The following is a 20,373-nucleotide window of genomic DNA, read 5'->3' as shown; positions in this document are numbered from 1 at the left end:
CCCCCGGCGCCGTCCTGCGGGGCCGGGGGCCGCGTTTCCGTACGGGAGGGTCAGCCGCGCAGCTGCTCGTACGCCGGAAGAGTGAGGAAGTCCGCGTAGTCGTCGTCCAGCGCGACCGTCAGCAGCAGGTCGTGGGCCTGCTGCCAGCGGCCGGCGGCGAAGGCCTCCTCGCCGATGTCGGCGCGGATCGCGGTGAGTTCGTCGGCGGCGAGTTCACGGGCCAGGTCCGGGGTGACCTTGACGGTCCGGCCTTCGTGCTCGAACTCGACTCCCGCGTTGATCCACTGCCAGATCTGCGAGCGCGAGATCTCGGCGGTGGCCGCGTCCTCCATCAGGTTGAAGATCGCGACCGCGCCCATGCCGCGCAGCCAGGCCTCGATGTAACGGATACCGACCTGGACGGCGTTGCGCAGACCCTCGTACGTGGGCCTGGCATCGAGGGAGTCGACGGCGATCAGGTCGCCGGCGGCGACGGAGACGTCCTCGCGCAGGCGCTCCTTCTGGTTGGGCCTGTCGCCGAGGACCGCGTCGAAGGAGGCCATGGCGATGGGAACCAGGTCCGGGTGCGCGACCCAGGAGCCGTCGAAGCCGTCGGCCGCCTCACGGTCCTTGTCGGTCTTGACCTTCTCGAAGGCGACCTTGTTCACCTCGGCATCGCGCCGGGACGGGATGAAGGCCGCCATGCCGCCGATGGCGTGGGCGCCGCGCTTGTGGCAGGTGCGGACGAGGAGTTCGGTGTAGGCGCGCATGAACGGCGCCGTCATCGTGACGGCGTTGCGGTCCGGCAGGACGAACTTGGCGCCGCCGTCACGGAAGTTCTTCACGATCGAGAAGAGGTAGTCCCAGCGGCCCGCGTTCAGCCCGGACGCGTGGTCGCGCAGCTCGTAGAGGATCTCCTCCATCTCGTACGCCGCGGTGATCGTCTCGATCAGCACGGTCGCGCGGACGGTGCCCCGGGGAATGCCGATGTAGTCCTGTGCGAAGACGAAGATGTCGTTCCAGAGGCGGGCCTCCAGATGCGATTCCGTCTTCGGGAGGTAGAAGTACGGGCCCTTGCCCAGCTCGATGAGGCGCTTGGCGTTGTGGAAGAAGTACAGCCCGAAGTCGACCAGCGCACCGGGCACCGGCTCGCCGTCCAGCTGGAGGTGACGCTCCGCGAGGTGCCAGCCGCGCGGACGGGTCACGACGGTCGCCAGTTGGTCCGCGTCCTTGAGGGCGTACGACTTGCCGGAGCCCGGGTCCGTGAAGTCGATACGGCGCGCGTAGGCGTCCATCAGGTTGAGCTGGCCCAGGACGACGTTCTCCCAGGTGGGGGCCGAGGCGTCCTCGAAGTCCGCGAGCCAGACCTTCGCGCCCGAGTTGAGGGCGTTGATGGTCATCTTGCGGTCGGTCGGACCCGTGATCTCCACGCGCCGGTCGTTCAGCGCGGCCGGAGAGGGTGCGACCCGCCAGCTGTCGTCCTCGCGGACGGACGCGGTCTGCGGCAGGAAGTCCAGTCTGGAGGTACGGGCGATCTCGGCGCGGCGCTCGGCGCGGCGGGCGAGGAGCTCGTCACGGCGGGGGGTGAACCGCCGGTGCAGCTCCGCCACGAAGACGAGGGCCGCCTCCGTGAGCACCTCGTCCTGCCGCGGCAGGGGCTCGGCTTCGACGATGGCCAGCGGGGACGGCGCTGGTGCTGACATGAGCTGTCACTCCTTCGCGGGCGGGGTCGCCCGGCTGGTCGCCGGGCCGCTCCGGACGGCACGGGCGAGCCCGGATGGCACAGGGTGCCGGGCTGCCGGTGGACCGGTCACGGGTGCCGACCGACGTGTCGGACGCTTCTGACCTGTGGATAATAGTTTTCTCATGGTGGAAGTTCAATGGTTTGCCGATGCCGGTGTCCTCCCGGTCGGCCGGTCCTGGCAGGGCGTGCCACCGCCTCACTCCATGTACGACCTCACTCCGGGCGCGGCCTCACTCCAGATGGGACAGGTCTTCCTCGGTGTCGATGTCGTACGGCCGCGCGACATCTCCGCATTCGACCAGAACGATGTCGCTCTCCCGGGCCTTCAGGTAGTCGCGTGCCCCGCGATCGGCCGTCGCGTCCGCCGCGATTCCCGCCCAGTGGCCGGCGCCGAGCAGCACGGGATGGCCGCGCTTCCCGTCGTACGAGGCCGATACGAGCGCGTCCGAGACGGATGTGCGCGCGTCCGAGGCGGACGTGGGCGGGTCCGAGGCGGACGTGGGCGGGTCCGAGGGCGATGCGAGCCCGGTCGAGGCGCGGTACGCGGCCACCAGCCGGGCCACCGCCGCAGCTCCGATGCCCGGCTGGTCCACCAGGAGAACCAGAGCCGCCCGTACGTCCGTACCGGCCAGGGAAGCGAGCCCCGCACGCAGCGAGGACCCCATGCCATCGGCCCACCGGGGGTTGTCGACCAGGACGCAGTCGGGCAGCTCGGCCCGGCCGCGTACCTGCTCCGCCGCCGCCCCCAGCACCACGTGCACCCGGGCGCAGCCCCCCTCGCGCAGCGTCCGTGCGGCGTGTTCGACCAGGGGGCGGCCCCGGTGCTCCAGCAGCGCCTTCGGCCGGCCGCCCAGCCTGCGGCCGCCGCCCGCGGCGAGCAGCAGCCCGGCGACGGCCGGGCGCGTGCCGTCGTCCGTGTCTTCATGTGTGTCGTCGTGTGTGCCTGCCATGGGCACTGCCTACCCGATCCGCGGACGGTCCGCAGGTGTTCCGCAGACGGTCCGCAGGCCCGTTCGGCAGGTGGTGAGCACAGAAGAAGAGGCCGGTGGGCTCCGGCGCCGATTCGGAGCGAGGCCCACCGGCGTTCAGTCAGCCGTGCGCCGCTGGATCAGGCACACGTGCCCAGGTACGTGTTGGAGATCCAGACGCCGGACGGGCCTCCCCAGAGGTTGCCCTGGCGCCAGTTCCCGCTGGAGCCGGTGATGTTGAATCCCTGGCCGCGGTTGACCTGCCCGAGGGACGGATAGTTCGTCCCCGGGCCCGAACGGAAGTGGACCCGGTCACCGATGACGCAGGTGTACGCCTGCGGCCCGGCCGCCGTCCCGCTGTTCGCGGCCCGGTGCGGTGCCGCTCCCGGAGAAGCGGCCTGAGCGGTGGTCCCCCCGAGCGCGAGTGCGCCCACGACCAGAATCGCCGAGATGCCGGTCGTCATCGCCGAGATGCCGGTCGTCGATTTCTTGAGCAGCGAAGCCATGAAACCCTCCCTGTTGACGGTCGCCGGTCGGTGAACCGGCTCCTTGGCATCAGGAGAGCACCCGGGCGTTGTTCATGATCGCCCGAGCTGAGGTGAACAAACAAACGCCGAACAATGCGGATATTTAGTCGTATAAGAATCACCACTCCTCGGTGTCCTTCCCGGCGGTGGTGTGGGAGTGGTTGTTTCTCTCTGCCGCCGACCGGCTCCAGACCCTGTCCTAGCAGGTCACAGCCGCTTCTTTGTCATCGGTGCAGGTCAGGGCGTGGTGTTGGAATTACCGCGCGTAATGGCGTTAACTTGCCCGCGAACCTTGGCGCTTGACCACCGTCCGGGCGAGGTAGGCATATAAATGCGCGGATGTGCCCGGCACAACGACGTGCGCGGGCGGGGAGCAGGGGGAAGAGCTTTGTTGCGGAGCGTGGGGCAGGCGCCGGTGACAGAGAAGGACAAGGATCCGAGGGTGGCGGAGCTGCACGCCGCGGTGTCCCGGCTCCGGCGTGAACTGGCCGGGCATCCGGCCGAGTTCAGGGACCGGGCCATAGCGGAGGACGAACTGGCGGCCTTGGCCGCGATGGTGAAGAGCGGTACTCCCGAGATCGCCCGCATGCGACGTTCGCTGCTGCTGATCGTGGGCTCGATCGGTTCGGTCAGTGCGCTGGGGCCGGCGCTGATGGGTGTACGGAGCGCGGTCGACCTCTTCGGGGACGTGCCCCGCCAGCCTCGGTAGGGCTGCCTCCCTCGATCGGTCGGCCGGTCAGGCCCTGTCCGGCCGGTCTTCGCCAGGCCCGGAACGCCGCGGCGACATCAGCCGCCACCGCGGCGGGCGCCACCTCGCCGCGTTGCCGAAACGCCACAGGAAACCACCCTGCGGGCGCCCGGCGCCTTGCGACCCACGGCGCCGGACGCCCCGGGTCGATCCGACAAGACCGACCGGACAGGACCTGACCGTGCGCCCGTCCGTCGACCACCCGTCGATGCGCGGCGCCCCGGGCCCTCAGGCCTGGGGCGTCGTGTTCGCCAGTGCCTCCGACAGATCCCGGGCGACCTCCTGGAGCACCGGGACGATTCTCTGTGTGGCATCCTCCGTCACCCGGCCCGCCGGACCCGAGATCGAAATGGCCGCCGCGGTGGGGGAGTCGGGGACCGGGACCGCCAGGCAGCGGACCCCGATCTCCTGCTCGTTGTCGTCGATGGCGTACCCCGACCGGCGCACCAGTTCCAGGGCGTCCAGGAAACCGTCCGGTGTCGTGATCGTCTTCTCGGTGGCGGCCGGCATGCCCGTACGGGCGAGCAGGGCGCGCACCTCCTGCGGGGTGGCATGTGCGAGCAGCGCCTTGCCCACGCCCGTGGAGTGCGGCAGGACCCGGCGGCCCACCTCGGTGAACATCCGCATCGAGTGCTTCGACGGGACCTGTGCGACGTACACGACCTCGTCGCCGTCGAGCAGCGCCATGTTCGCGGTCTCGCCGGTCTCCTCGACGAGCCGGGCGAGATACGGCCGGGCCCAGGTGCCGAGCAGCCGGGACGCCGACTCGCCGAGGCGGATCAGGCGCGGGCCGAGCGCGTACCGCCGGTTGGACTGCTGGCGTACATAGCCGCAGTCCACCAGTGTGCGCATCAGGCGGTGGATGGTCGGCAGCGGCAGACCGCTGCTGGCGGACAGCTCGCTCAGCCCGACCTCGCCGCCCGCGTCCGCCATCCGTTCGAGCAGGTCGAAGGCGCGCTCCAGGGACTGGACGCCCCCGCCACCGGCCGGGGCGGACTTGGTGGCGTCGGTTGCGCTGGCGCTGGCGGGGGACGACGGCACGTCATCGGTCCTTTCGGGACGGGCGGGGCAGGCAAGCAGCCTACCGGGCCCCGGTCGAGGTATCCGGCGGATCGGATGCTGTCCTTGCCGGTCAGGACTTGTGCATCCGCTGCTCGCGGCGTCTGACGGCGCTCTCTTAATTCTACGTTACGAAATTCTAATTTCACTTTACGGAAATGCTCGCATGGGGCATGGTCTTGACGACGCGAGATCCGGGAGTGAAGACTTCTTCAACAGTTCGTTGAACTTTGCTCTCCGGGAGGCTTCGCGCGAGCGAGAACCATGGGTGGAGGAGCACGAGTGTCCGATGTGAACCTGGTACTGCGTTCGACACGTGTCATCACCCCGGAAGGGACGCGCGCCGCCTCGGTCGCCGTTGCGGACGGGAAGATCGCGGCCGTCCTGCCGTACGGTGCCGAGCCGCCGCCCGGCGCCCGGCTGGAGGACGTCGGGGACGATGTCGTACTGCCCGGTCTGGTCGACACGCACGTCCATGTGAACGATCCGGGCCGCTCGGAGTGGGAGGGCTTCTGGACCGCCACCCGGGCCGCCGCGGCCGGCGGGATCACCACGCTGCTCGACATGCCGCTCAACTCCCTTCCGCCCACGACGACGGCCGCCCATCTGGGCACCAAGCGCGCGGTGGCCCGGACGAAGGCCCATGTCGACGTGGGTTTCTGGGGCGGCGCCGTCCCGGACAACGTCAGGGAACTGAGGCCGCTGTACGACGCCGGGGTCTTCGGCTTCAAGTGTTTCCTGTCGCCCTCCGGCGTGGACGAGTTCCCCGAGCTGGACCAGGACGGGCTCAGCCGCTCGCTCGCCGAGATCGCCGGCTTCGGCGGGCTGCTGATCGTGCACGCCGAGGACCCGCACGAGCTGGCCCGCGCACCGAGGCGCGGCGGGCCGGCCTACGCCGACTTCCTGGCGTCCAGGCCGCGCGGCGCCGAGAACACGGCGATCGAGAACCTCCTGGCGCAGGCCGCGCGGTACGACGCCCGGGTGCATGTGCTGCACCTGTCGTCGTCGGACGCGCTGCCGCTGATCGCCGCCGCCAAGCGGGACGGCGTACGGATCACCGTCGAGTCCTGTCCGCACTTCCTGACCCTCACCGCCGAGGACGTCCCGGACGGCGCCACGGAGTTCAAGTGCTGCCCGCCGATCCGTGAGGCCGCGAACCAGGACGCGCTGTGGCAAGGGCTCATCGACGGCACCATCGACTGCGTCGTCTCCGACCACTCGCCCTGCACACCCGATCTCAAGACCCCCGACTTCGCGACCGCGTGGGGCGGCATCTCCTCGCTCCAACTGGGGCTTCCGGCGATCTGGACCGAGGCGCGCAGGCGCGGCCGGTCGCTGGAGGACGTCGTCCGCTGGATGTCGACGGCCCCCGCCGCGCTCGCGGGACTGACCCGTAAGGGCGCCATCGAGGCGGGCCGTGACGCCGACTTCGCCGTGCTCGCGCCCGACGCGTCCTTCACCGTCGACCCGGCCGAGCTGTACCACCGCAACCAGGTCACGGCGTACGCGGGCAGGAACCTGTACGGAGTCGTCAGGTCGACCTGGCTGCGTGGCACCCGGATCGTCCGGGACGGCGTCCTCACCGAGCCCACCGGCCTCCTCCTCGAAAGGAACAACTGACCGTGCCCGAAGCTCCGTCGCCCGAAGCCCGACCGTCCGAAGCCTCCGTGCCCGTACCCTCGTTCACCGGTGACGCCCGTCCGTACGGCGGCGGTCATCCGTACGCCGACTACCGCACCGCCGACTTCCCGTTCACCCACTTCACCGATCTCGCCGACCGGCGGCTCGGGGCCGGGGTGATCGCCGCCAACGACGAGTTCTTCGCCGAGCGCGAGAACATGCTGGAGCCGGAGGCCGCCGAGTTCGACCCGGAGCGCTTCGGCCACAAGGGCAAGATCATGGACGGCTGGGAGACCCGGCGCAGGCGCGGCACCGGCGCCGAGCGTCCGCATCCCACCGACGAGGACCACGACTGGGCACTGGTCAGGCTCGGCGCACCCGGCGTGATTCACGGAATCGTCGTCGACACCGCCCATTTCCGGGGCAATTACCCGCAGGCGGTCTCGGTGGAGGGCACCTCGCTGCCCGGCTCCCCGTCCCCCGACGATCTCCTCGGCGGGGAGATCAAGTGGACGACGCTCGTACCCCGTACGGCCATCGGCGGCCATGCCGCCAACGGCTTCACGGTCGACACCGCGCAGCGCTTCACCCATCTGCGGGTCAACCAGCATCCCGACGGCGGGATCGCCCGGCTGCGGGTGTACGGCGAGGTCGCGCCCGATCCCGCGTGGCTCGGTGCGCTCGGTACGTTCGACCTGGTCGCGCTGGAGAACGGCGGCCGGGTCGAGGACGCGTCCGACCGCTTCTACTCGCCCGCGACCAACACCATCCAGCCGGGCCGCTCGCGCAAGATGGACGACGGCTGGGAGACCCGGCGGCGCCGGGACAAGGGCAACGACTGGATCAGCTACCGGCTGGTGGAGCAGGCGGAGATCCGTGCCGTCGAGATCGACACGGCCTACCTGAAGGGGAACGCGGCCGGCTGGGCCACGCTGTCCGTCCGTGACGGCGGGACGGGCGACTGGTCCGAGGTCCTTCCCCGGACCCGGCTCCAGCCCGACACGAACCACCGCTTCGTGCTGCCGGCCGGCGCGGTCGCGACCGACGTACGGATCGATATCTTCCCCGACGGCGGGATCTCACGGCTGCGCCTCTTCGGCTCGCTCACGGAGCAGGGCGCGTCCCGACTGGCGGCCCGTCACCGGGAGTTGGGTGGCTGAACCGTAGCGGTCCACCTCCGGGCGGTCCGGCGGGGCGCGGGTGCGGTGCGCCCCCCCGGCGCTCCGGGGACGCGGAGGTGGTGCGCCTCCCGGCGGGGGTGCGGTGCGCCGGGGCGCGGATCCGGCGACCCGCCCCCCACGGGCAGGCGCACCGCCGAAAGTCGACCCCCGCGCGACTTTGGTCGCTTCCTTCGGTCACGGCGTCCCGACCGGCCATCCCCCCCACGTAAATTCGGGGACATGACACGCACGGACTACGCCTGGCTGCTCCCCTCGGAGATGATCGGTCCGACGAGGGGGCCCCGACTGCCCGGTGACCGGGGCAGTGCCAGGCCACGCCGTACCGTGCGCGACTGGGGCGTCGACGCCCTGATGTTCCTCGTCGCCGTGGGCATCGGCCTGGTCGGCCTCGCGGTGAGCGAACGGGCCGGCAATTCGGACGGTGTCGTCTTCCTCGACACGGTCGCGGGAGTGTTGGCCTGCTGTTCTCTGTGGGCCCGGCGGCGCCGGCCGATGGGCATCGCCCTGGTGCTGGCGCTGCTCAGCGCGGTGGCGCCGGCCGTCGGCGGGGCGGCGCTGGTGGCGCTGTTCGTGGTGGCCGTGCACCGGCCGTTCCGGCCCGTCGCGATCGTCGGCGGGCTGTCCACGGTGACCGGGGCCGTCCAGCCCCTGATACGGCCCGATCCGGCGACCCCCTTGCTGACCGGGGTCGTCGCCAGCGTGGTCCTGGTCCTGCTGGTGACCGGCTGGGGCATGCTCGTACGGGCCAACCGCCAACTGGTCGTCGCGCTCCGCGAGCGGGCGTCGCGCGCGGAGGCCGAGGCGGATCTCCGGGCCGAGCAGGCGCAGCGGCTCGCCCGCGAGGCGATCGCCCGGGAGATGCACGACGTGCTCGCCCACCGGCTCACCCTGCTCAGCGTCCACGCGGGCGCCCTCGAATTCCGGCCGGACGCACCCGCGCCCGAGGTCGCCAGGGCCGCTGGGGTGATCAGGGACAGCGCGCACGAAGCCCTCCAGGATCTGCGCATGATCATCGGTGTGCTGCGCGCGCCGGGCGACGAGGGCGACCGGCCGCAACCCACCCTCGCCACCCTCGACTCCCTGGTCGCCGAGTCCCGCCAGGCAGGCATGGCGGTCACGCTCGACAGCAGCGTCGACGATCCGTCGGCCGTGCCCGCGAGTATCGGCCGTACCGCCTACCGCATCGCCCAGGAGGGCCTGACCAACGCCCGTAAACACGCGCCCGGCACCGGCTCCACCGTCGAGGTGGGCGGCGGACCGGGGGACGGGCTCACCGTCGAGGTGCGCAACGCCGCGCCCGTGGGCGAGGTCCCTAAGGTGCCGGGATCGGGACAGGGGCTGATCGGTCTGGCCGAGCGCGCCGCGCTGGCCGGCGGCCGGTTCGAGCACGGACCCACCGGCGACGGCGGATTCGCCGTTCGCGCTTGGCTACCGTGGACGTCATGACGATCCGGCTGATCATCGTGGACGACGACCCGCTCGTCCGTGCGGGACTGACCTTCATGCTCGGCGGCGCCGATGACATCGAGATCGTGGGGGAGGCGTCCGACGGCACCGAGGTCGCTGCCCTGGTCGAACGGTGCGCGCCCGATGTGGTGCTGATGGACATCCGGATGCCGGTCATGGACGGACTGACCGCCACGGAGAGCCTGCGCCGCACCCCGGACGCGCCCGAAGTCCTCGTCCTGACCACCTTCCACGCCGACGAACAGGTGGTGCGGGCGATGCGCGCCGGAGCCGCCGGGTTCGTGCTCAAGGACACCCCGCCCGCCGAGATCGTCCGTGCGGTACGGCGCGTGGCGGCGGGCGATCCGGTGCTCTCACCGGTCGTGACCCGTCAGCTGATGACCCAGGTGGCGGGAGTGCCCGCGGGCACCCGCGGAGCCGCCGCGGCGCAGGCGGTGGCCCGGCTCGCGACCCTCGCCGAACGGGAACGGGAGGTCGCGCTCGCCGTGGGACAGGGCCGGTCCAACGCTGAGATCGCCGCCTCCCTCTATATGAGCGTCCCCACCGTCAAGGCCCATGTCTCCCGGATCCTGGCCAAGCTCGACCTCAACAACCGCGTGCAGATAGCCCTGTTGGCGCACGACGCGGAGCTGATCACAACCGACACCCACGCTCGCGACAGCGACGTACGCTGACCGGATGACGCTCATCGATTTAGCGGACTATGGACCGGACTTCATCGCCAACCCCTTCCCGTACTACGCGAAGCTGCGGGAGACCGGCCCCGTTCACCAGTTGAAGGGCCCGGACGGCAAGGGCGCCTGGCTGGTGGTCGGTTACGAGGAAGGGCGCGGGGCACTCACCGACCCCCGGCTGACCAAGTCGTCGGCGGCCGTGGGCAAGGAGCAGATGGACGCGATGTTCGGTCCGCATGTCCTGGCCCTCGACCCGCCCGACCACACCCGGCTGCGGAAGCTGGTCGCGCCCGAATTCACCGCGCGCCGGGTGGAGCACCTGCGCCCGCGCATCCAGCGGATCACCGACGAACTGCTCGACGCCATGCTCCCGGCCGGGCGGGGCGACCTGGTCGACGGACTGGCCTTTCCGCTGCCCATCATCGTCATCTGCGAACTGCTCGGCGTACCGCTCGCGGACCGTGACGTCTTCCGTTCCTGGTCCAACGAGATCGTCGCGCCGACCAGCCCGGCCCGTGCGCACGAGTCCCTCGCCGCGCTCTGCGCGTACCTCGACGAACTGATCGAGGCCAAGCGTTCCGGCGAGAGCGCCGACGATCTGCTCTCCACCCTGCTGCGCGCCCGCGCGGAGGACGGCGACCGGCTTTCCCTGGACGAACTGCGCGGCTGGGCCTACGTACTGCTGATCGCCGGCCATGAGACGTCCGTCAATCTCATCTCCAACGCGGTACGTTCCCTGCTCGCCCACCCCGTCCAACTGGCCGAGGTACGCGCCGACTTCGGCCTTCTCGACGGGGCGATCGAGGAGACGCTGCGCTACGAGGGGCCGGTGGAGACCAGCACGATGCGCTTCACCCGGGAGCCGGTCCCGTTCGGTGACACGGTGATCCCGGCCGGCGAGATGGTCCTGGTCGGGCTGGCCTCGGCGGACCGCGACCCGGCCCGCTTCCCGGACCCGGACACCTTCGACATACGGCGTTCCACCACACCGGGCCGAAGCCAGAGCCACCTCGCCTTCGGCCACGGCGTCCACTTCTGCCTGGGCGCCCCGCTCGCCCGCCTGGAAGCGCGGATCGCCCTGCGTTCGCTGTTGGAGCGCTGCCCGGACCTGGCGCTCGATCCGGACGCGGGACCGTACGAATGGCTGCCGGGCCTGCTGATCCGCGGGGTGCGCCGACTGCCGCTGCGCTGGTAGCGCAAGCACGGTCCCCGCGAGCGCCCGGGGCACTTCCCGCCTGCCGGCCGTCGCAGGAAGGCGGGACGGCGCGCCGGGCGCTCGCGAACGGGCTCAGATACCCGGGATCTCCGCCAGCGGCACCGGGCGCCGCTCATGCCGGGACAGCTCGCATGCCTCCGCGATCCGCAGCGCGTGCAGCGCCTCCCGACCGTCGCACGGGTTGTCCAGCTCCCCGGTGACGACCTTGAGGAAGGCGTCCAGCTCGGCCTCGTACGCCGGGGCGAACCGCTCGAGGAAGCCCGGCCACGGGTTGTCGCAGGGCGGCGGGCCCTTCGGCTCGGTCGAGGTGATCGGCGTACGGTCGTCGAGACCGACCGCGAACTGGTCCAGCTCGCCCGCCAGTTCCATACGTACGTCGTAGCCCGCGCCGTTGCAGCGGGTGGCCGTGGCCGTCGCGAGCATCCCGTCGTCCAGGGTCAGCACCGCGGCCGCGGTGTCGATGTCACCGGCCTCGCCGAACATCGCGGGCCCCGCGTCCGACCCCGTCGCGTACACCTCCACCACCTCCCGTCCGGTGACCCAGCGCATCATGTCGAAGTCGTGGACCAGACAGTCGCGGTACAGCCCGCCGGACAGCGGCAGATACGCGGCGGGCGGCGGCGCCGGGTCGGAGGTGATGGCCCGTACGGTGTGCAGCCGGCCGAGCCGGCCCGACCGTACGAGCCCGCGCGCCGCGCCGTACCCCGCGTCGAAGCGGCGCATGAAGCCCAACTGGAGCACCGTGCCCGCCGACTCGACCTCGCGCAGCGCGCCCAGGGTGCCCGCCAGGTCCAGGGCGATCGGCTTCTCGCAGAAGGCGGGCAGACCGGCCCGCGCCGCGCGGCTGATCAGATCGGCGTGGGACGAGGTGGCCGAGGCGATCACCACGGCGTCCACGCCCCAGGAGAAGATCTCGTCCACCGAGGGTGCGGCGGTCGAGCCTGTCCGGTCGGCGACCTTCGACGCCCGTACGGCGTCCGTGTCCGCGACTACCAAGGAGCCGACCTCGCGATGACGACTGAGCACGTCAGCGTGGAAAGTGCCGATACGGCCCGTGCCGATGAGTCCGATGCGCATGGCCATAAGGTGACCGTCCGCCACTCACGGTGTCAAGCGTTTGTCCTGACAATCGAACTTCACGACTTCCCGTCATCATTCAGTGCGACTACGCTCGCCCCGTGCCCCATCAGCCAAGATCAGCCCAACCCGGACAGGAGACGGATCCCGCCGCGCCGCTCCAGCTCAGCGTCGACCGCACCAGCCCGGTCCCGCTCTACTTCCAGCTCTCGCAGCAGTTGGAGGCCGCCATCGAGCGGGGCAGGCTGGCACCGGGCAGCCTGCTCGGCAACGAGATCGAGCTGGCCGGCCGCCTCGGGCTGTCCCGTCCCACCGTCCGGCAGGCCATCCAGTCCCTGGTCGACAAGGGCCTGCTGGTGCGCCGCCGGGGCGTCGGCACCCAGGTCGTCCACAGCCAGGTCAAGCGCCCGCTGGAGCTGAGCAGTCTCTTCGACGATCTGGAGGCGGCGGGCCAGCGCCCAGCCACGCGCGTGCTGCGCAACACGGTCATCCCGGCCACGGCCGAGGTGGCGGCGGCGCTCGCGGTGACGGAGGGCGCGGAGGTCGTCCTCATCGAGCGGCTGCGGTACGCGCACGACGAACCGATGGCGTTCCTGCGCAACCACCTGCCCACCGGGCTGTTCGACTGCGACAGCGCGCGCCTGGAGACCACCGGCCTGTACCGGATGATGCGGTCCGCCGGGATCACCCTGCACAGCGCCCGGCAGACGGTCGGGGCGCGGACGGCCACGGACGAGGAGGCCGAGCGACTGGCGGAACCGGCCGGGGCCCCGCTGCTCACGATGGAGCGGACCACCTTCGACGACACCGGACGGGCCGTCGAGTTCGGCTCGCACACCTACCGCGCCTCGCGCTACTCCTTCGAGTTCCAGCTGCTCGTACGGTCCTAAGGGCTGTCCCGTAATCCCTGGTGGATCAGCGTGCGGCGTCGGATGCGGTGCATCGCAAGGCGGAGGGGCGTCCGCATACTGGATGTATGTGGACGTTCCGACAACGTGGCGAGGCGACCTAGCTGTCGTCGTGCGCCCGCCGGGGATTGCGGGACACCCTTAGGCAGTGTCCGGCGGATCATGTGACCGTCGGATTGCCTGCTCGTTGTATCCGGCATCGGGCGGGGTGATCTGACGAATGCGGAGTGGGTGCGGCTGGAGCCGCACTTGCCGATGCCGGGACAGCGTGGCGGGCGGTGGACGGATCACCGCATGGTGATCAACGGGATCTTGTTCCGGGTCCGGACTGGCACGCCGTGGCGGGACCTTCCTGAGCGTTTCGGCAGTGGGAAGACCGTCTATGAACGACACCGGCGCTGGTCGGCGGACGGCACGTGGGATTGGATCCTGCGTGCCGTCCAAGCGGATGCCGATCTTGCGGGCCGGATCGACTGGAGCATGGTCAGCGTCGACTCGACGTCCTGCCGTGCCCATCAACACGCGGCCGGTGCCCGAAAGAGGAAACCACGCGTCCCGAAAAAAGGACAACGCCCCGGCACCACCGCCCGGACGAAGGACTTGGACGGTCCCGGGGCGGTCTGACCTGCAAGATCCACCTCGCGGGTGAAGGCGGATGCCGACCGATGGCCTTCCTGCTCACCCCCGGCCAGTGGGGCGACGCGCCACAGATGATCGAGGTCCTCGAACGCATCCGTGTCTCCCGCCCGCAGGGCGGCCACCCAGGCGCCCGGCCGGACCACGTGGGCGGCGACAAGGCATACAGCTCACGCCGAAACCGACGTTACCTGCGCAGACGACGGATCAAGCACACCATCCCCGAGCCGAAGGACCAACGGGCCAACCGCCAACGACGCGGCAGCAGGGGCGGCCGGCCCACTGGCTTCGACGGCGATGTCTACAAACGCCGCAACGAGGTCGAGCGGACAATCAACCGGCTGCCCCCCCGAGCCGTCGCCACCCGCTACGACAAGAGGGCCTGCGTCTTCCACGGCACGATCACCGCTGCGGCAATCCGCTTATGGCTCCGACCATGATCAGCCGCACAGAACCTAGGAGTGCACTGCTTCCCGCACCATGGCAGCGAAGTCGTGGCAAGGCTCGGGGTCGTCACCGTCGCCGGGCCACCACTCATACACGGTCCACTCGCCGTTTTCCCCGATGCTGTCGGCGTGCAGCAGCCAGTAGCAGCCGCTGCCGCCGTTGTCGTCGCCGATCAGCAGACAGCGCTTGAGTATGGCGAGATGGTCCACGAAGGAGTCGATGTCCGACCACGCTTCGATGAGGTCGGCGCACAGGTCGGCGAACCAGCCGATGTCCCCGACCTGGAACAGGTCGACGAACCCGATGTCCTCCCAGCCGTCGCTGACCCGGAGGAAGTTTCGGTACGAGGGAGGAAGCCTCACCCCGAGCCGCTCCTCGGCGGCCACGATCGCTTCCTCGCCGGCCGGTTCGGCACCGGCCCACCCGGCCTCCAGCCGTTCCTCACTGATGACCTGCCGATGCTCCTCGATGGCCTCACGGACCTCGTCCGAGTTGATGTGCCTGGCGTTGTAGTCGCTGAGGAACGCGCGCCATTCCGCGACCGTCACGGGCGAAGGGGTCGTCATACCTGAACTCCGGTGATTCATACGGTGGGTCTGGGACAGCCTCACACGACCCACTGACAATCGAGGCGTGTGCTGCCCCGGCGGCGACCTGGCCCTTGAAACCGCCGTCGGGACGCAGCACGGCCTCGGCGGATCCTGCGGCGGGTGCGGCTTGGCTTGCAGCGATCCCCCCCCCGCACGGGCGCGGCCTGTAGGCAGACGATTCATGGGTTAGCCGGGGAAGTCGCGAGGGGCTGGCTCTACTGCTCGTCACAGCTCCGACCACGATCCGCCGCACAGAACCTCGGTTCCGTCCAGCGCAGCAGCGTGGCTGTGAGCGTGGTGGTCAGCCACTTCTCGTACGTCTCGATCGACCAGCCCCGTCCCGCTGTGAGCTGGGTGTACAGCTGCGGGCCGGTCAGGGCCCAGAGGGCGTCCGACAGATGGGCCGGATCCGCGTCCGGTGCCAGCGCGCCGGTCTCGTCGAGGTGGGTGACGAACGCGGTGACGCCGGTGAGCCGCTCCCGCTCGCCGGTCTCCAGGACCTCCCCGACGTCCGGCCCGGCCTGGGTCAGCAGGGCGAACAGCGGGGCGGTCCGTTCGAGGATGCCGCGCACGTACGCGGCGTAGAGCCGGAGCTTGACGACCGGGTCCCGCGTCCGCAGGATCTCCCGTGTCTGGGGGCGGTCCGCCATGGGCACCGGTTCGTCGTCCCCGGCCAGCGTGGCATCCCACAGGGCTTTGACCATGCCTGGTTTGCCGCCGAACGTCTTGTACACCGTCTCGGCCGACACACCCGCCCCCTCGGCCACGGCACGCACGGTCGTGGCGTGGTAGCCGTCCCGGAACAGCAGCTCACGGCAGGCCGCCAGCACGGCGGCGCGGTTGCGGCACGCGGCCTCGCGCCGGCGCTCGGAGTTGTAGGACCGGCGTGGCGTCTCACCTGCCATCAACGCATCCTCCAAATTTGCTACAGTCGACTGTATCGAATTCTGCCCGGTTGCAGGAGGCTCGTATGCCCTATCCCGCGCCCGCACAGGTGGCCCCCGGTGTCCATCTCCTCGGCGATCACGGAGTCAACTTCTACCTGATCGAGGGCGCCGACGGTCTCGTCCTCGTCGACGCGGGGCTGCCCTCCCACTTGGAACAGCTGCGCGGACTGCTGAGCGGCCTCGGCCGCTCCCTGTCCGATGTCCGGGCCGTGCTCCTGACTCACGGCCACCTCGACCACACCGGCCTGGCCCGGCCCCTCCAGGAGGCCGGCGCCGCCATCTGGATCCACGGACCGGACGCCGTCATCCTGCGCGACGGCCCGCGCAGCGCGATGCGGCACGCCAGGCCCGAGCGCTCGATGCTGCCCTATCTCCTGCGCAGGCCCTCCGCGCTCGCCCTCCCCCTCCGACTGGCCCGCGCGGGAGCCTTCACCGCGCCCGCTGTGCGGGGTGCGCGGGTCTTCGACGCCGACCAGGTGCTGGACGACGTCCCCGGCGCCCCGCAGGCCGTCGTGCTGCCGGGTCACACTCCCGGCAGTGCCGCGTATCTCTTCGCCGACCGGAGGCTGCTCTTCACCGGTGACGCCCTGGTGACGGAGGACGGCTTCGCCGGCCGCACCGGACCCACGCTCGTGAGCCGCTGCTTCACCCACGACAGCCGGGCCGCGCTCGCCGCGCTGGACCGCCTCGACGAATTGAAGGCGGATCTACTGCTGCCGGGCCACGGGGCACCGTTCGGCGACGGAGTCCGTGCGGCCACTCGGCGGGCGCGGGAGGCCGGCGTCCACTGACCGTCCGCGCACCTCCGACTCTCGACTTCCGGCTTCCAACTCCTGAGGAAACGAAATGAGTTACTACGCTCCGCGTGTCCTGCACGTCCCCGCCGGGAAGGGGGTGGTCAAGTGGATGTCCGGCGACGTCTACGAGACCATGGCACCGGCCGCGTCCACCGACGGCGCACTGGGCTTCACGGTCTGCTGGGTGCCTCCGGGCAGCGGTCCGGTGGCCCATGTGCACAAGAGCGCCGACGAGTCCTTCTACCTCATATCGGGTTCGCTGGAGTTCCTGAACGGCGATCAGACCTTCGTGGCGGACGCCGGTGACCTCGTCTTCGTGCCGAGGGGCACGCGGCACCGGTTCCGGAACGTCACCGACGAAGAGGCGCACATGGTGTCCTTCTTCACCCCCGGCGGCGGCGAGGGGCTGTGGCTGGAGGGCGGGGACGACCCCGTCGCCGGCCGGAAGCCGGAGTTCTGGCCGCCGGAGCGCGGCATGGCGCTGGGCCCGCTACTCGGACGGGAGGACATCGACATGGTGATCCTGCCCGAGGATACGGACTCGAACGGGCCGGTCTGAGCCCTGTCCGGCGGATCTTGTGATGTACCCGCCACCCACCCTCCGAACAGGCATGACCGATACTTGGGCGGCCGGGCCGGGACTGAACGAGCCCCGGCCGCACCGAGGAGTACAGCAAGAAGGGCACGGCGTCGTGGCAACGGTTCGGACAGGGGTACGCGCAATCGGCGCGGTGCTGGCGGCAGCGCTGGGGGTCTCGACCCTCGCCGGATGCAGCAGCACGGGCGGCAAGCGCGCCGAGGAACGGGCCCAGCAGGCCACCGCCGAGGGACGGTCCGCCGTGAACACCCCCAAGTGGACCGTGGCGATGGTCACCCACTCGGGAGACGGCGACACCTTCTGGGACATCGTCCAGAACGGCGCCGAGCAGGCGGCCGTCAAGGACAACATCAATTTCCTCTACGCGAACAGCGACGAGGGCCAGGAGCAGGCCCAGCTCGTCCAGTCCTACATCGACAAGAACGTCGACGGACTGATCGTCACGCTCGCCAAGCCCGACGCCATGAAGGCCGTCGTCACCAAGGCCGTCAAGGCCGGAATCCCGGTGATCACCGTGAACTCCGGCGTCGAGAAGTCGAAGAGTTTCGGCGCGCTCAGCCATATCGGCCAGGACGAGACCATCGCCGGTGAGGCCGTCGGCGAGGAGCTGGACAAGCGCGGCAAGAAGAAGGCGCTCTGCGTCGTCCACGAGCAGGGCAACGTCGGTCACGAGCAGCGCTGCGCCGGAGCCAGGAAGGCCTTCGGCGGGCAGCTCCAGAACCTGTACGTGGACGGTACGAGCCTGCCGGACGTCCAGGCGTCCATCGAGGCCAAGCTCCAGGCCGACCACGGCATCGACTCCGTCGTCACGCTGGGCGCCCCCTTCGCCGACGCCGCCGTCAAGGCGAAGGAGACCTCCGGCAGCGAGGCCGAGGTCGACACCTTCGACCTCAACGCCAAGGTCGCCTCCGACCTCGAGTCCGGCACGCTCGGCTTCGCCGTCGACCAGCAGCCGTACCTCCAGGGGTACGAGGCCGTGGACCTGCTCTGGCTCTACCGGTACAACGCCGATGTGCTCGGCGGCGGACGCCCGGTCCTCACCGGGCCGCAGGTCGTCACCAAGGAGGACGCCGGGGCGCTGGAGGAGTACACGAAGAGGGGGACGCGATGAGCGCGACCGCACCACCGGCGGACGACCGGCCGGAGAAGACCGCGGGCGACGACGAGCGTCTGCTCCGTACGTCACCGCTGCGCAAGCTGCTCGGCCGGCCCGAACTGGGCTCGGTCGTCGGCGCGGTGGCGGTCTTCCTCTTCTTCTCGGTCTTCGCGGACTCCTTCCTGCGGGCCTCCAGCTTCGGCACCGTGCTCTACGCGGCCTCCACGATCGGGATCATGGCGGTCCCGGTGGCACTGCTGATGATCGGCGGGGAGTTCGACCTCTCGGCCGGTGTGATGGTGGTCAGCTCCGCGCTGATCTCCTCGATGTTCAGCTTCCAGATGACGGCGAACGTATGGGTCGGCGTCCTGGTGTCGCTGCTGGTCACGCTGGCCATCGGGGCCTTCAACGGCGTCCTGCTGACCCGTACGAAACTGCCGAGCTTCATCGTCACGCTCGGCACCTTCCTGATGCTCACCGGTCTCAACCTCGGCCTGACGAAGCTGATCAGCGGCACGGTCTCGACCAAGAGCATCGGCGACATGGAGGGCTTCCCGTCCGCCAGGAAGGTCTTCGCCTCGCAGCTGACCATCGGCGACGTCAGCCTGAAGGTCACCATCCTGTGGTGGGCCGCGCTGGTCGCGCTGGCCACCTGGATCCTGCTGCGGACCCGCTTCGGCAACTGGATCTTCGCGGCGGGCGGTAACGCGGACGCCGCCCGAGCGGTCGGTGTCCCGGTCATGAAGACCAAGATCGCGCTGTACATGGGCGTGGCCTTCTGCGCCTGGATCTCCGGCCAGCACCGGTTGTTCTCGTTCGACGCCGTCCAGTCCGGCGAGGGCGTCGGCCAGGAGCTGATCTACATCATCGCGGCCGTCATCGGCGGCTGTCTGATCACCGGCGGCTACGGCTCCGCGATCGGCTCCGCGGTCGGCGCGTTCATCTTCGGCATGACCAACAAGGGCATCGTGTACGCGGAGTGGAACGCCGACTGGTTCAAGTTCTTCCTCGGAGCGATGCTCCTTCTGGCCACCCTGCTCAACGCGTGGGTACGCAAGCGTGCGGAGGCTTCCCGATGACGGCACCGGCCGACACGACGACACCGGCGCAACCGACGGCCTCACTGGTCGAACTCGACAACGTCAGTAAGTACTACGGCAACGTCCGCGCCCTGGAGGGCGTCTCGCTGGAGGTCCGCGCGGGCGAGATCAGCTGCGTGCTCGGTGACAACGGCGCCGGCAAGTCCACCCTGATCAAGATCATCGCGGGGCTGCACCGGCATGACGCGGGTGACTTCCTGATCGAGGGGGAGAAGACCACCCTCGCCTCCCCGCGCGACGCCCTGGACCGGGGCATCGCCACGGTCTACCAGGACCTCGCCGTCGTACCGCTGATGCCGGTCTGGCGGAACTTCTTCCTCGGCTCCGAGCCGACCCTGGGCCGTGGGCCCTTCAAGCGGCTCGACGTCCGGCTGATGCGCGAGACCACCCGCACGGAACTCCTGCGCATGGGCATCGACCTGCGCGATGTCGACCAGCCGATCGGCACCCTGTCCGGCGGCGAACGCCAGTGTGTGGCCATCGCCCGCGCCGTCTACTTCGGCGCGAAGGTCCTCGTCCTGGACGAGCCGACCGCGGCGCTCGGGGTCAAGCAGTCCGGCGTGGTGCTCAAGTACGTGGCCGCCGCGCGTGACGCGGGACTCGGAGTGGTGCTCATCACCCACAACCCGCACCACGCGTACCTGGTCGGCGACCGTTTCGTGCTGCTCAAGCGCGGTGCCATGGCGGGCAGCCACACCAAGGACTCGATCACTCTGGACGAGCTGACCCGCCAGATGGCGGGCGGTTCCGAACTGGAGGAGCTGAGTCACGAGCTGGAGCGGGCTCCCGTCCCCACTCACCTCGGTGGTCATCCGAGCGACAAGAGCGGTCATCCGAGCGACGTGAGCGGTCATCCGGCGGACGGGAGCAGGGGCGAGGACTGACACGTCCGGTCGCGACCGGAACTGACCGGACGCGACCGGACCCGTGGGCCCCGGCGGCGGCGTCGAACGCCTCCGCCGGGCCGCACAGCGTCCTCACCCGCCCCGGATGG

At 70.3% G+C, this 20,373-nt stretch carries 20 protein-coding genes; 13 read left to right on the top strand and 7 right to left on the bottom strand.

The genetic code is table 11. From position 1 onward, the window contains the following. Positions 1-50 precede the first annotated feature (50 nt). From aceB to ACIOJD_RS18685, 3 genes are all read right to left on the bottom strand, one after another. A complete protein-coding gene (gene aceB, locus ACIOJD_RS18695; protein ID WP_401914644.1) occupies positions 51-1,682 on the bottom strand; it encodes a malate synthase A in 1,632 nt (543 codons plus the stop codon). Between the two features lie 271 nt (positions 1,683-1,953). Beyond that, positions 1,954-2,673 carry an NTP transferase domain-containing protein gene (locus ACIOJD_RS18690; RefSeq protein ID WP_401914641.1) on the bottom strand — a complete coding sequence of 240 codons (720 nt, stop codon included), beginning with the start codon at positions 2,671-2,673 and terminating at the stop codon, positions 1,954-1,956. Between the two features lie 158 nt (positions 2,674-2,831). Continuing rightward, a complete protein-coding gene (locus tag ACIOJD_RS18685) occupies positions 2,832-3,197 on the bottom strand; it encodes an SH3 domain-containing protein (RefSeq protein ID WP_401914640.1) in 366 nt (121 codons plus the stop codon). A 409-nt stretch (positions 3,198-3,606) separates the two neighbouring features. Between ACIOJD_RS18685 and ACIOJD_RS18680 the strand changes: the two genes are divergently transcribed. Beyond that, positions 3,607-3,927: a DUF5955 family protein gene (locus ACIOJD_RS18680; RefSeq protein ID WP_401914637.1), complete on the top strand. Its 321-nt coding sequence runs from the start codon at positions 3,607-3,609 to the stop codon at positions 3,925-3,927. Positions 3,928-4,194: 267 nt separating this feature from the next. Here ACIOJD_RS18680 and ACIOJD_RS18675 read toward each other — a convergent pair whose 3' ends face one another. Next, positions 4,195-5,007: an IclR family transcriptional regulator gene (locus ACIOJD_RS18675; RefSeq protein ID WP_401914635.1), complete on the bottom strand. Its 813-nt coding sequence runs from the start codon at positions 5,005-5,007 to the stop codon at positions 4,195-4,197. A 282-nt stretch (positions 5,008-5,289) separates the two neighbouring features. Between ACIOJD_RS18675 and allB the strand changes: the two genes are divergently transcribed. The 5 genes from allB to ACIOJD_RS18650 all read left to right on the top strand — a co-directional run bounded on the left by allB (position 5,290) and on the right by ACIOJD_RS18650 (position 11,162). Then, entirely contained in the window at positions 5,290-6,645 is a 1,356-nt protein-coding gene (gene allB, locus ACIOJD_RS18670) for an allantoinase AllB (RefSeq protein ID WP_401914632.1), read from the top strand. 47 nt (positions 6,646-6,692) lie between these two features. Next, positions 6,693-7,805: an allantoicase gene (gene alc, locus ACIOJD_RS18665; RefSeq protein ID WP_401915533.1), complete on the top strand. Its 1,113-nt coding sequence runs from the start codon at positions 6,693-6,695 to the stop codon at positions 7,803-7,805. A 240-nt stretch (positions 7,806-8,045) separates the two neighbouring features. Next, positions 8,046-9,272, top strand: a complete 1,227-nt coding sequence (locus tag ACIOJD_RS18660) for a sensor histidine kinase (protein WP_401914630.1) — start codon at positions 8,046-8,048, stop codon at positions 9,270-9,272. Beyond that, positions 9,269-9,967 (top strand): response regulator, encoded by a 699-nt coding sequence (locus ACIOJD_RS18655; RefSeq protein ID WP_401914627.1) that lies wholly within the window; start codon positions 9,269-9,271, stop codon positions 9,965-9,967. Before ACIOJD_RS18660 ends, ACIOJD_RS18655 begins: the two co-directional genes overlap by 4 nt. Positions 9,968-9,971: 4 nt before the next feature. Beyond that, positions 9,972-11,162, top strand: coding sequence for a cytochrome P450 (locus tag ACIOJD_RS18650; protein WP_401914625.1), 1,191 nt, complete (start codon positions 9,972-9,974; stop codon positions 11,160-11,162). Positions 11,163-11,255: 93 nt separating this feature from the next. Here the strand turns inward: ACIOJD_RS18650 and ACIOJD_RS18645 are convergent, their stop codons facing one another. Beyond that, complete coding sequence (locus ACIOJD_RS18645) at positions 11,256-12,260, bottom strand: Gfo/Idh/MocA family oxidoreductase (RefSeq protein WP_401914623.1); 1,005 nt, start codon at positions 12,258-12,260, stop codon at positions 11,256-11,258. A gap of 101 nt (positions 12,261-12,361) precedes the next feature. Between ACIOJD_RS18645 and ACIOJD_RS18640 the strand changes: the two genes are divergently transcribed. Next, positions 12,362-13,150: a GntR family transcriptional regulator gene (locus tag ACIOJD_RS18640; RefSeq protein ID WP_401914620.1), complete on the top strand. Its 789-nt coding sequence runs from the start codon at positions 12,362-12,364 to the stop codon at positions 13,148-13,150. Between the two features lie 216 nt (positions 13,151-13,366). Beyond that, a protein-coding gene (locus ACIOJD_RS18635) for an IS5 family transposase (protein ID WP_401915531.1) occupies positions 13,367-14,244 on the top strand; the annotation gives its coding sequence in 2 pieces (ribosomal slippage) (positions 13,367-13,727 and positions 13,727-14,244; 879 coding nt in all). Between the two features lie 15 nt (positions 14,245-14,259). On the opposite strand, the gene ACIOJD_RS18630 is transcribed toward ACIOJD_RS18635, so the two are convergent. Both ACIOJD_RS18630 and ACIOJD_RS18625 read right to left on the bottom strand, forming a co-directional pair. Then, positions 14,260-14,817, bottom strand: a complete 558-nt coding sequence (locus ACIOJD_RS18630; protein WP_401914617.1) for an SMI1/KNR4 family protein — start codon at positions 14,815-14,817, stop codon at positions 14,260-14,262. 239 nt (positions 14,818-15,056) lie between these two features. Beyond that, positions 15,057-15,746, bottom strand: a complete 690-nt coding sequence (locus ACIOJD_RS18625; RefSeq protein WP_401914614.1) for a TetR/AcrR family transcriptional regulator — start codon at positions 15,744-15,746, stop codon at positions 15,057-15,059. A 65-nt stretch (positions 15,747-15,811) separates the two neighbouring features. On the opposite strand from ACIOJD_RS18625, the gene ACIOJD_RS18620 reads away from it, so the two are divergent. The 5 genes from ACIOJD_RS18620 to ACIOJD_RS18600 all read left to right on the top strand — a co-directional run bounded on the left by ACIOJD_RS18620 (position 15,812) and on the right by ACIOJD_RS18600 (position 20,263). After that, entirely contained in the window at positions 15,812-16,579 is a 768-nt protein-coding gene (locus tag ACIOJD_RS18620) for an MBL fold metallo-hydrolase (RefSeq protein ID WP_401914612.1), read from the top strand. A 55-nt stretch (positions 16,580-16,634) separates the two neighbouring features. Further along, positions 16,635-17,144: a cupin domain-containing protein gene (locus ACIOJD_RS18615; RefSeq protein WP_401914609.1), complete on the top strand. Its 510-nt coding sequence runs from the start codon at positions 16,635-16,637 to the stop codon at positions 17,142-17,144. 133 nt (positions 17,145-17,277) lie between these two features. After that, positions 17,278-18,294 (top strand): sugar ABC transporter substrate-binding protein, encoded by a 1,017-nt coding sequence (locus tag ACIOJD_RS18610; RefSeq protein ID WP_401914606.1) that lies wholly within the window; start codon positions 17,278-17,280, stop codon positions 18,292-18,294. Next, positions 18,291-19,358, top strand: a complete 1,068-nt coding sequence (locus ACIOJD_RS18605; protein WP_401914605.1) for an ABC transporter permease — start codon at positions 18,291-18,293, stop codon at positions 19,356-19,358. The genes ACIOJD_RS18610 and ACIOJD_RS18605 overlap by 4 nt, the downstream gene beginning before the upstream one ends. Then, positions 19,355-20,263, top strand: a complete 909-nt coding sequence (locus ACIOJD_RS18600; RefSeq protein WP_401914602.1) for an ATP-binding cassette domain-containing protein — start codon at positions 19,355-19,357, stop codon at positions 20,261-20,263. The genes ACIOJD_RS18605 and ACIOJD_RS18600 overlap by 4 nt, the downstream gene beginning before the upstream one ends. Positions 20,264-20,373: the final 110 nt, after the last annotated feature.

The sequence above is a fragment of the Streptomyces sp. NPDC088116 genome, from assembly GCF_044741745.1.
GTDB lineage: Bacteria > Actinomycetota > Actinomycetes > Streptomycetales > Streptomycetaceae > Streptomyces.
Note: the sequence above shows the minus strand (reverse complement) of the source record. Positions and strands in the feature narration are given on the sequence as shown.

What these genes read in the sequence shown, in the direction of transcription:
- ACIOJD_RS18630 (WP_401914617.1), bottom strand. Translation starts at nt 14,817, where the DNA reads ATGACGACCCCTTCGCCCGTGACGGTCGCGGAATGGCGCGCGTTCCTC.
- aceB (WP_401914644.1), bottom strand. Translation starts at nt 1,682, where the DNA reads ATGTCAGCACCAGCGCCGTCCCCGCTGGCCATCGTCGAAGCCGAGCCC.
- allB (WP_401914632.1), top strand. Translation starts at nt 5,290, where the DNA reads ATGGGTGGAGGAGCACGAGTGTCCGATGTGAACCTGGTACTGCGTTCG.
- ACIOJD_RS18690 (WP_401914641.1), bottom strand. Translation starts at nt 2,673, where the DNA reads ATGGCAGGCACACACGACGACACACATGAAGACACGGACGACGGCACG.
- ACIOJD_RS18605 (WP_401914605.1), top strand. Translation starts at nt 18,291, where the DNA reads ATGAGCGCGACCGCACCACCGGCGGACGACCGGCCGGAGAAGACCGCG.
- ACIOJD_RS18650 (WP_401914625.1), top strand. Translation starts at nt 9,972, where the DNA reads ATGACGCTCATCGATTTAGCGGACTATGGACCGGACTTCATCGCCAAC.
- ACIOJD_RS18600 (WP_401914602.1), top strand. Translation starts at nt 19,355, where the DNA reads ATGACGGCACCGGCCGACACGACGACACCGGCGCAACCGACGGCCTCA.
- ACIOJD_RS18625 (WP_401914614.1), bottom strand. Translation starts at nt 15,746, where the DNA reads ATGGCAGGTGAGACGCCACGCCGGTCCTACAACTCCGAGCGCCGGCGC.
- ACIOJD_RS18655 (WP_401914627.1), top strand. Translation starts at nt 9,269, where the DNA reads ATGACGATCCGGCTGATCATCGTGGACGACGACCCGCTCGTCCGTGCG.
- ACIOJD_RS18660 (WP_401914630.1), top strand. Translation starts at nt 8,046, where the DNA reads ATGACACGCACGGACTACGCCTGGCTGCTCCCCTCGGAGATGATCGGT.
- ACIOJD_RS18685 (WP_401914640.1), bottom strand. Translation starts at nt 3,197, where the DNA reads ATGGCTTCGCTGCTCAAGAAATCGACGACCGGCATCTCGGCGATGACG.
- ACIOJD_RS18645 (WP_401914623.1), bottom strand. Translation starts at nt 12,260, where the DNA reads ATGCGCATCGGACTCATCGGCACGGGCCGTATCGGCACTTTCCACGCT.
- ACIOJD_RS18620 (WP_401914612.1), top strand. Translation starts at nt 15,812, where the DNA reads ATGCCCTATCCCGCGCCCGCACAGGTGGCCCCCGGTGTCCATCTCCTC.
- ACIOJD_RS18615 (WP_401914609.1), top strand. Translation starts at nt 16,635, where the DNA reads ATGAGTTACTACGCTCCGCGTGTCCTGCACGTCCCCGCCGGGAAGGGG.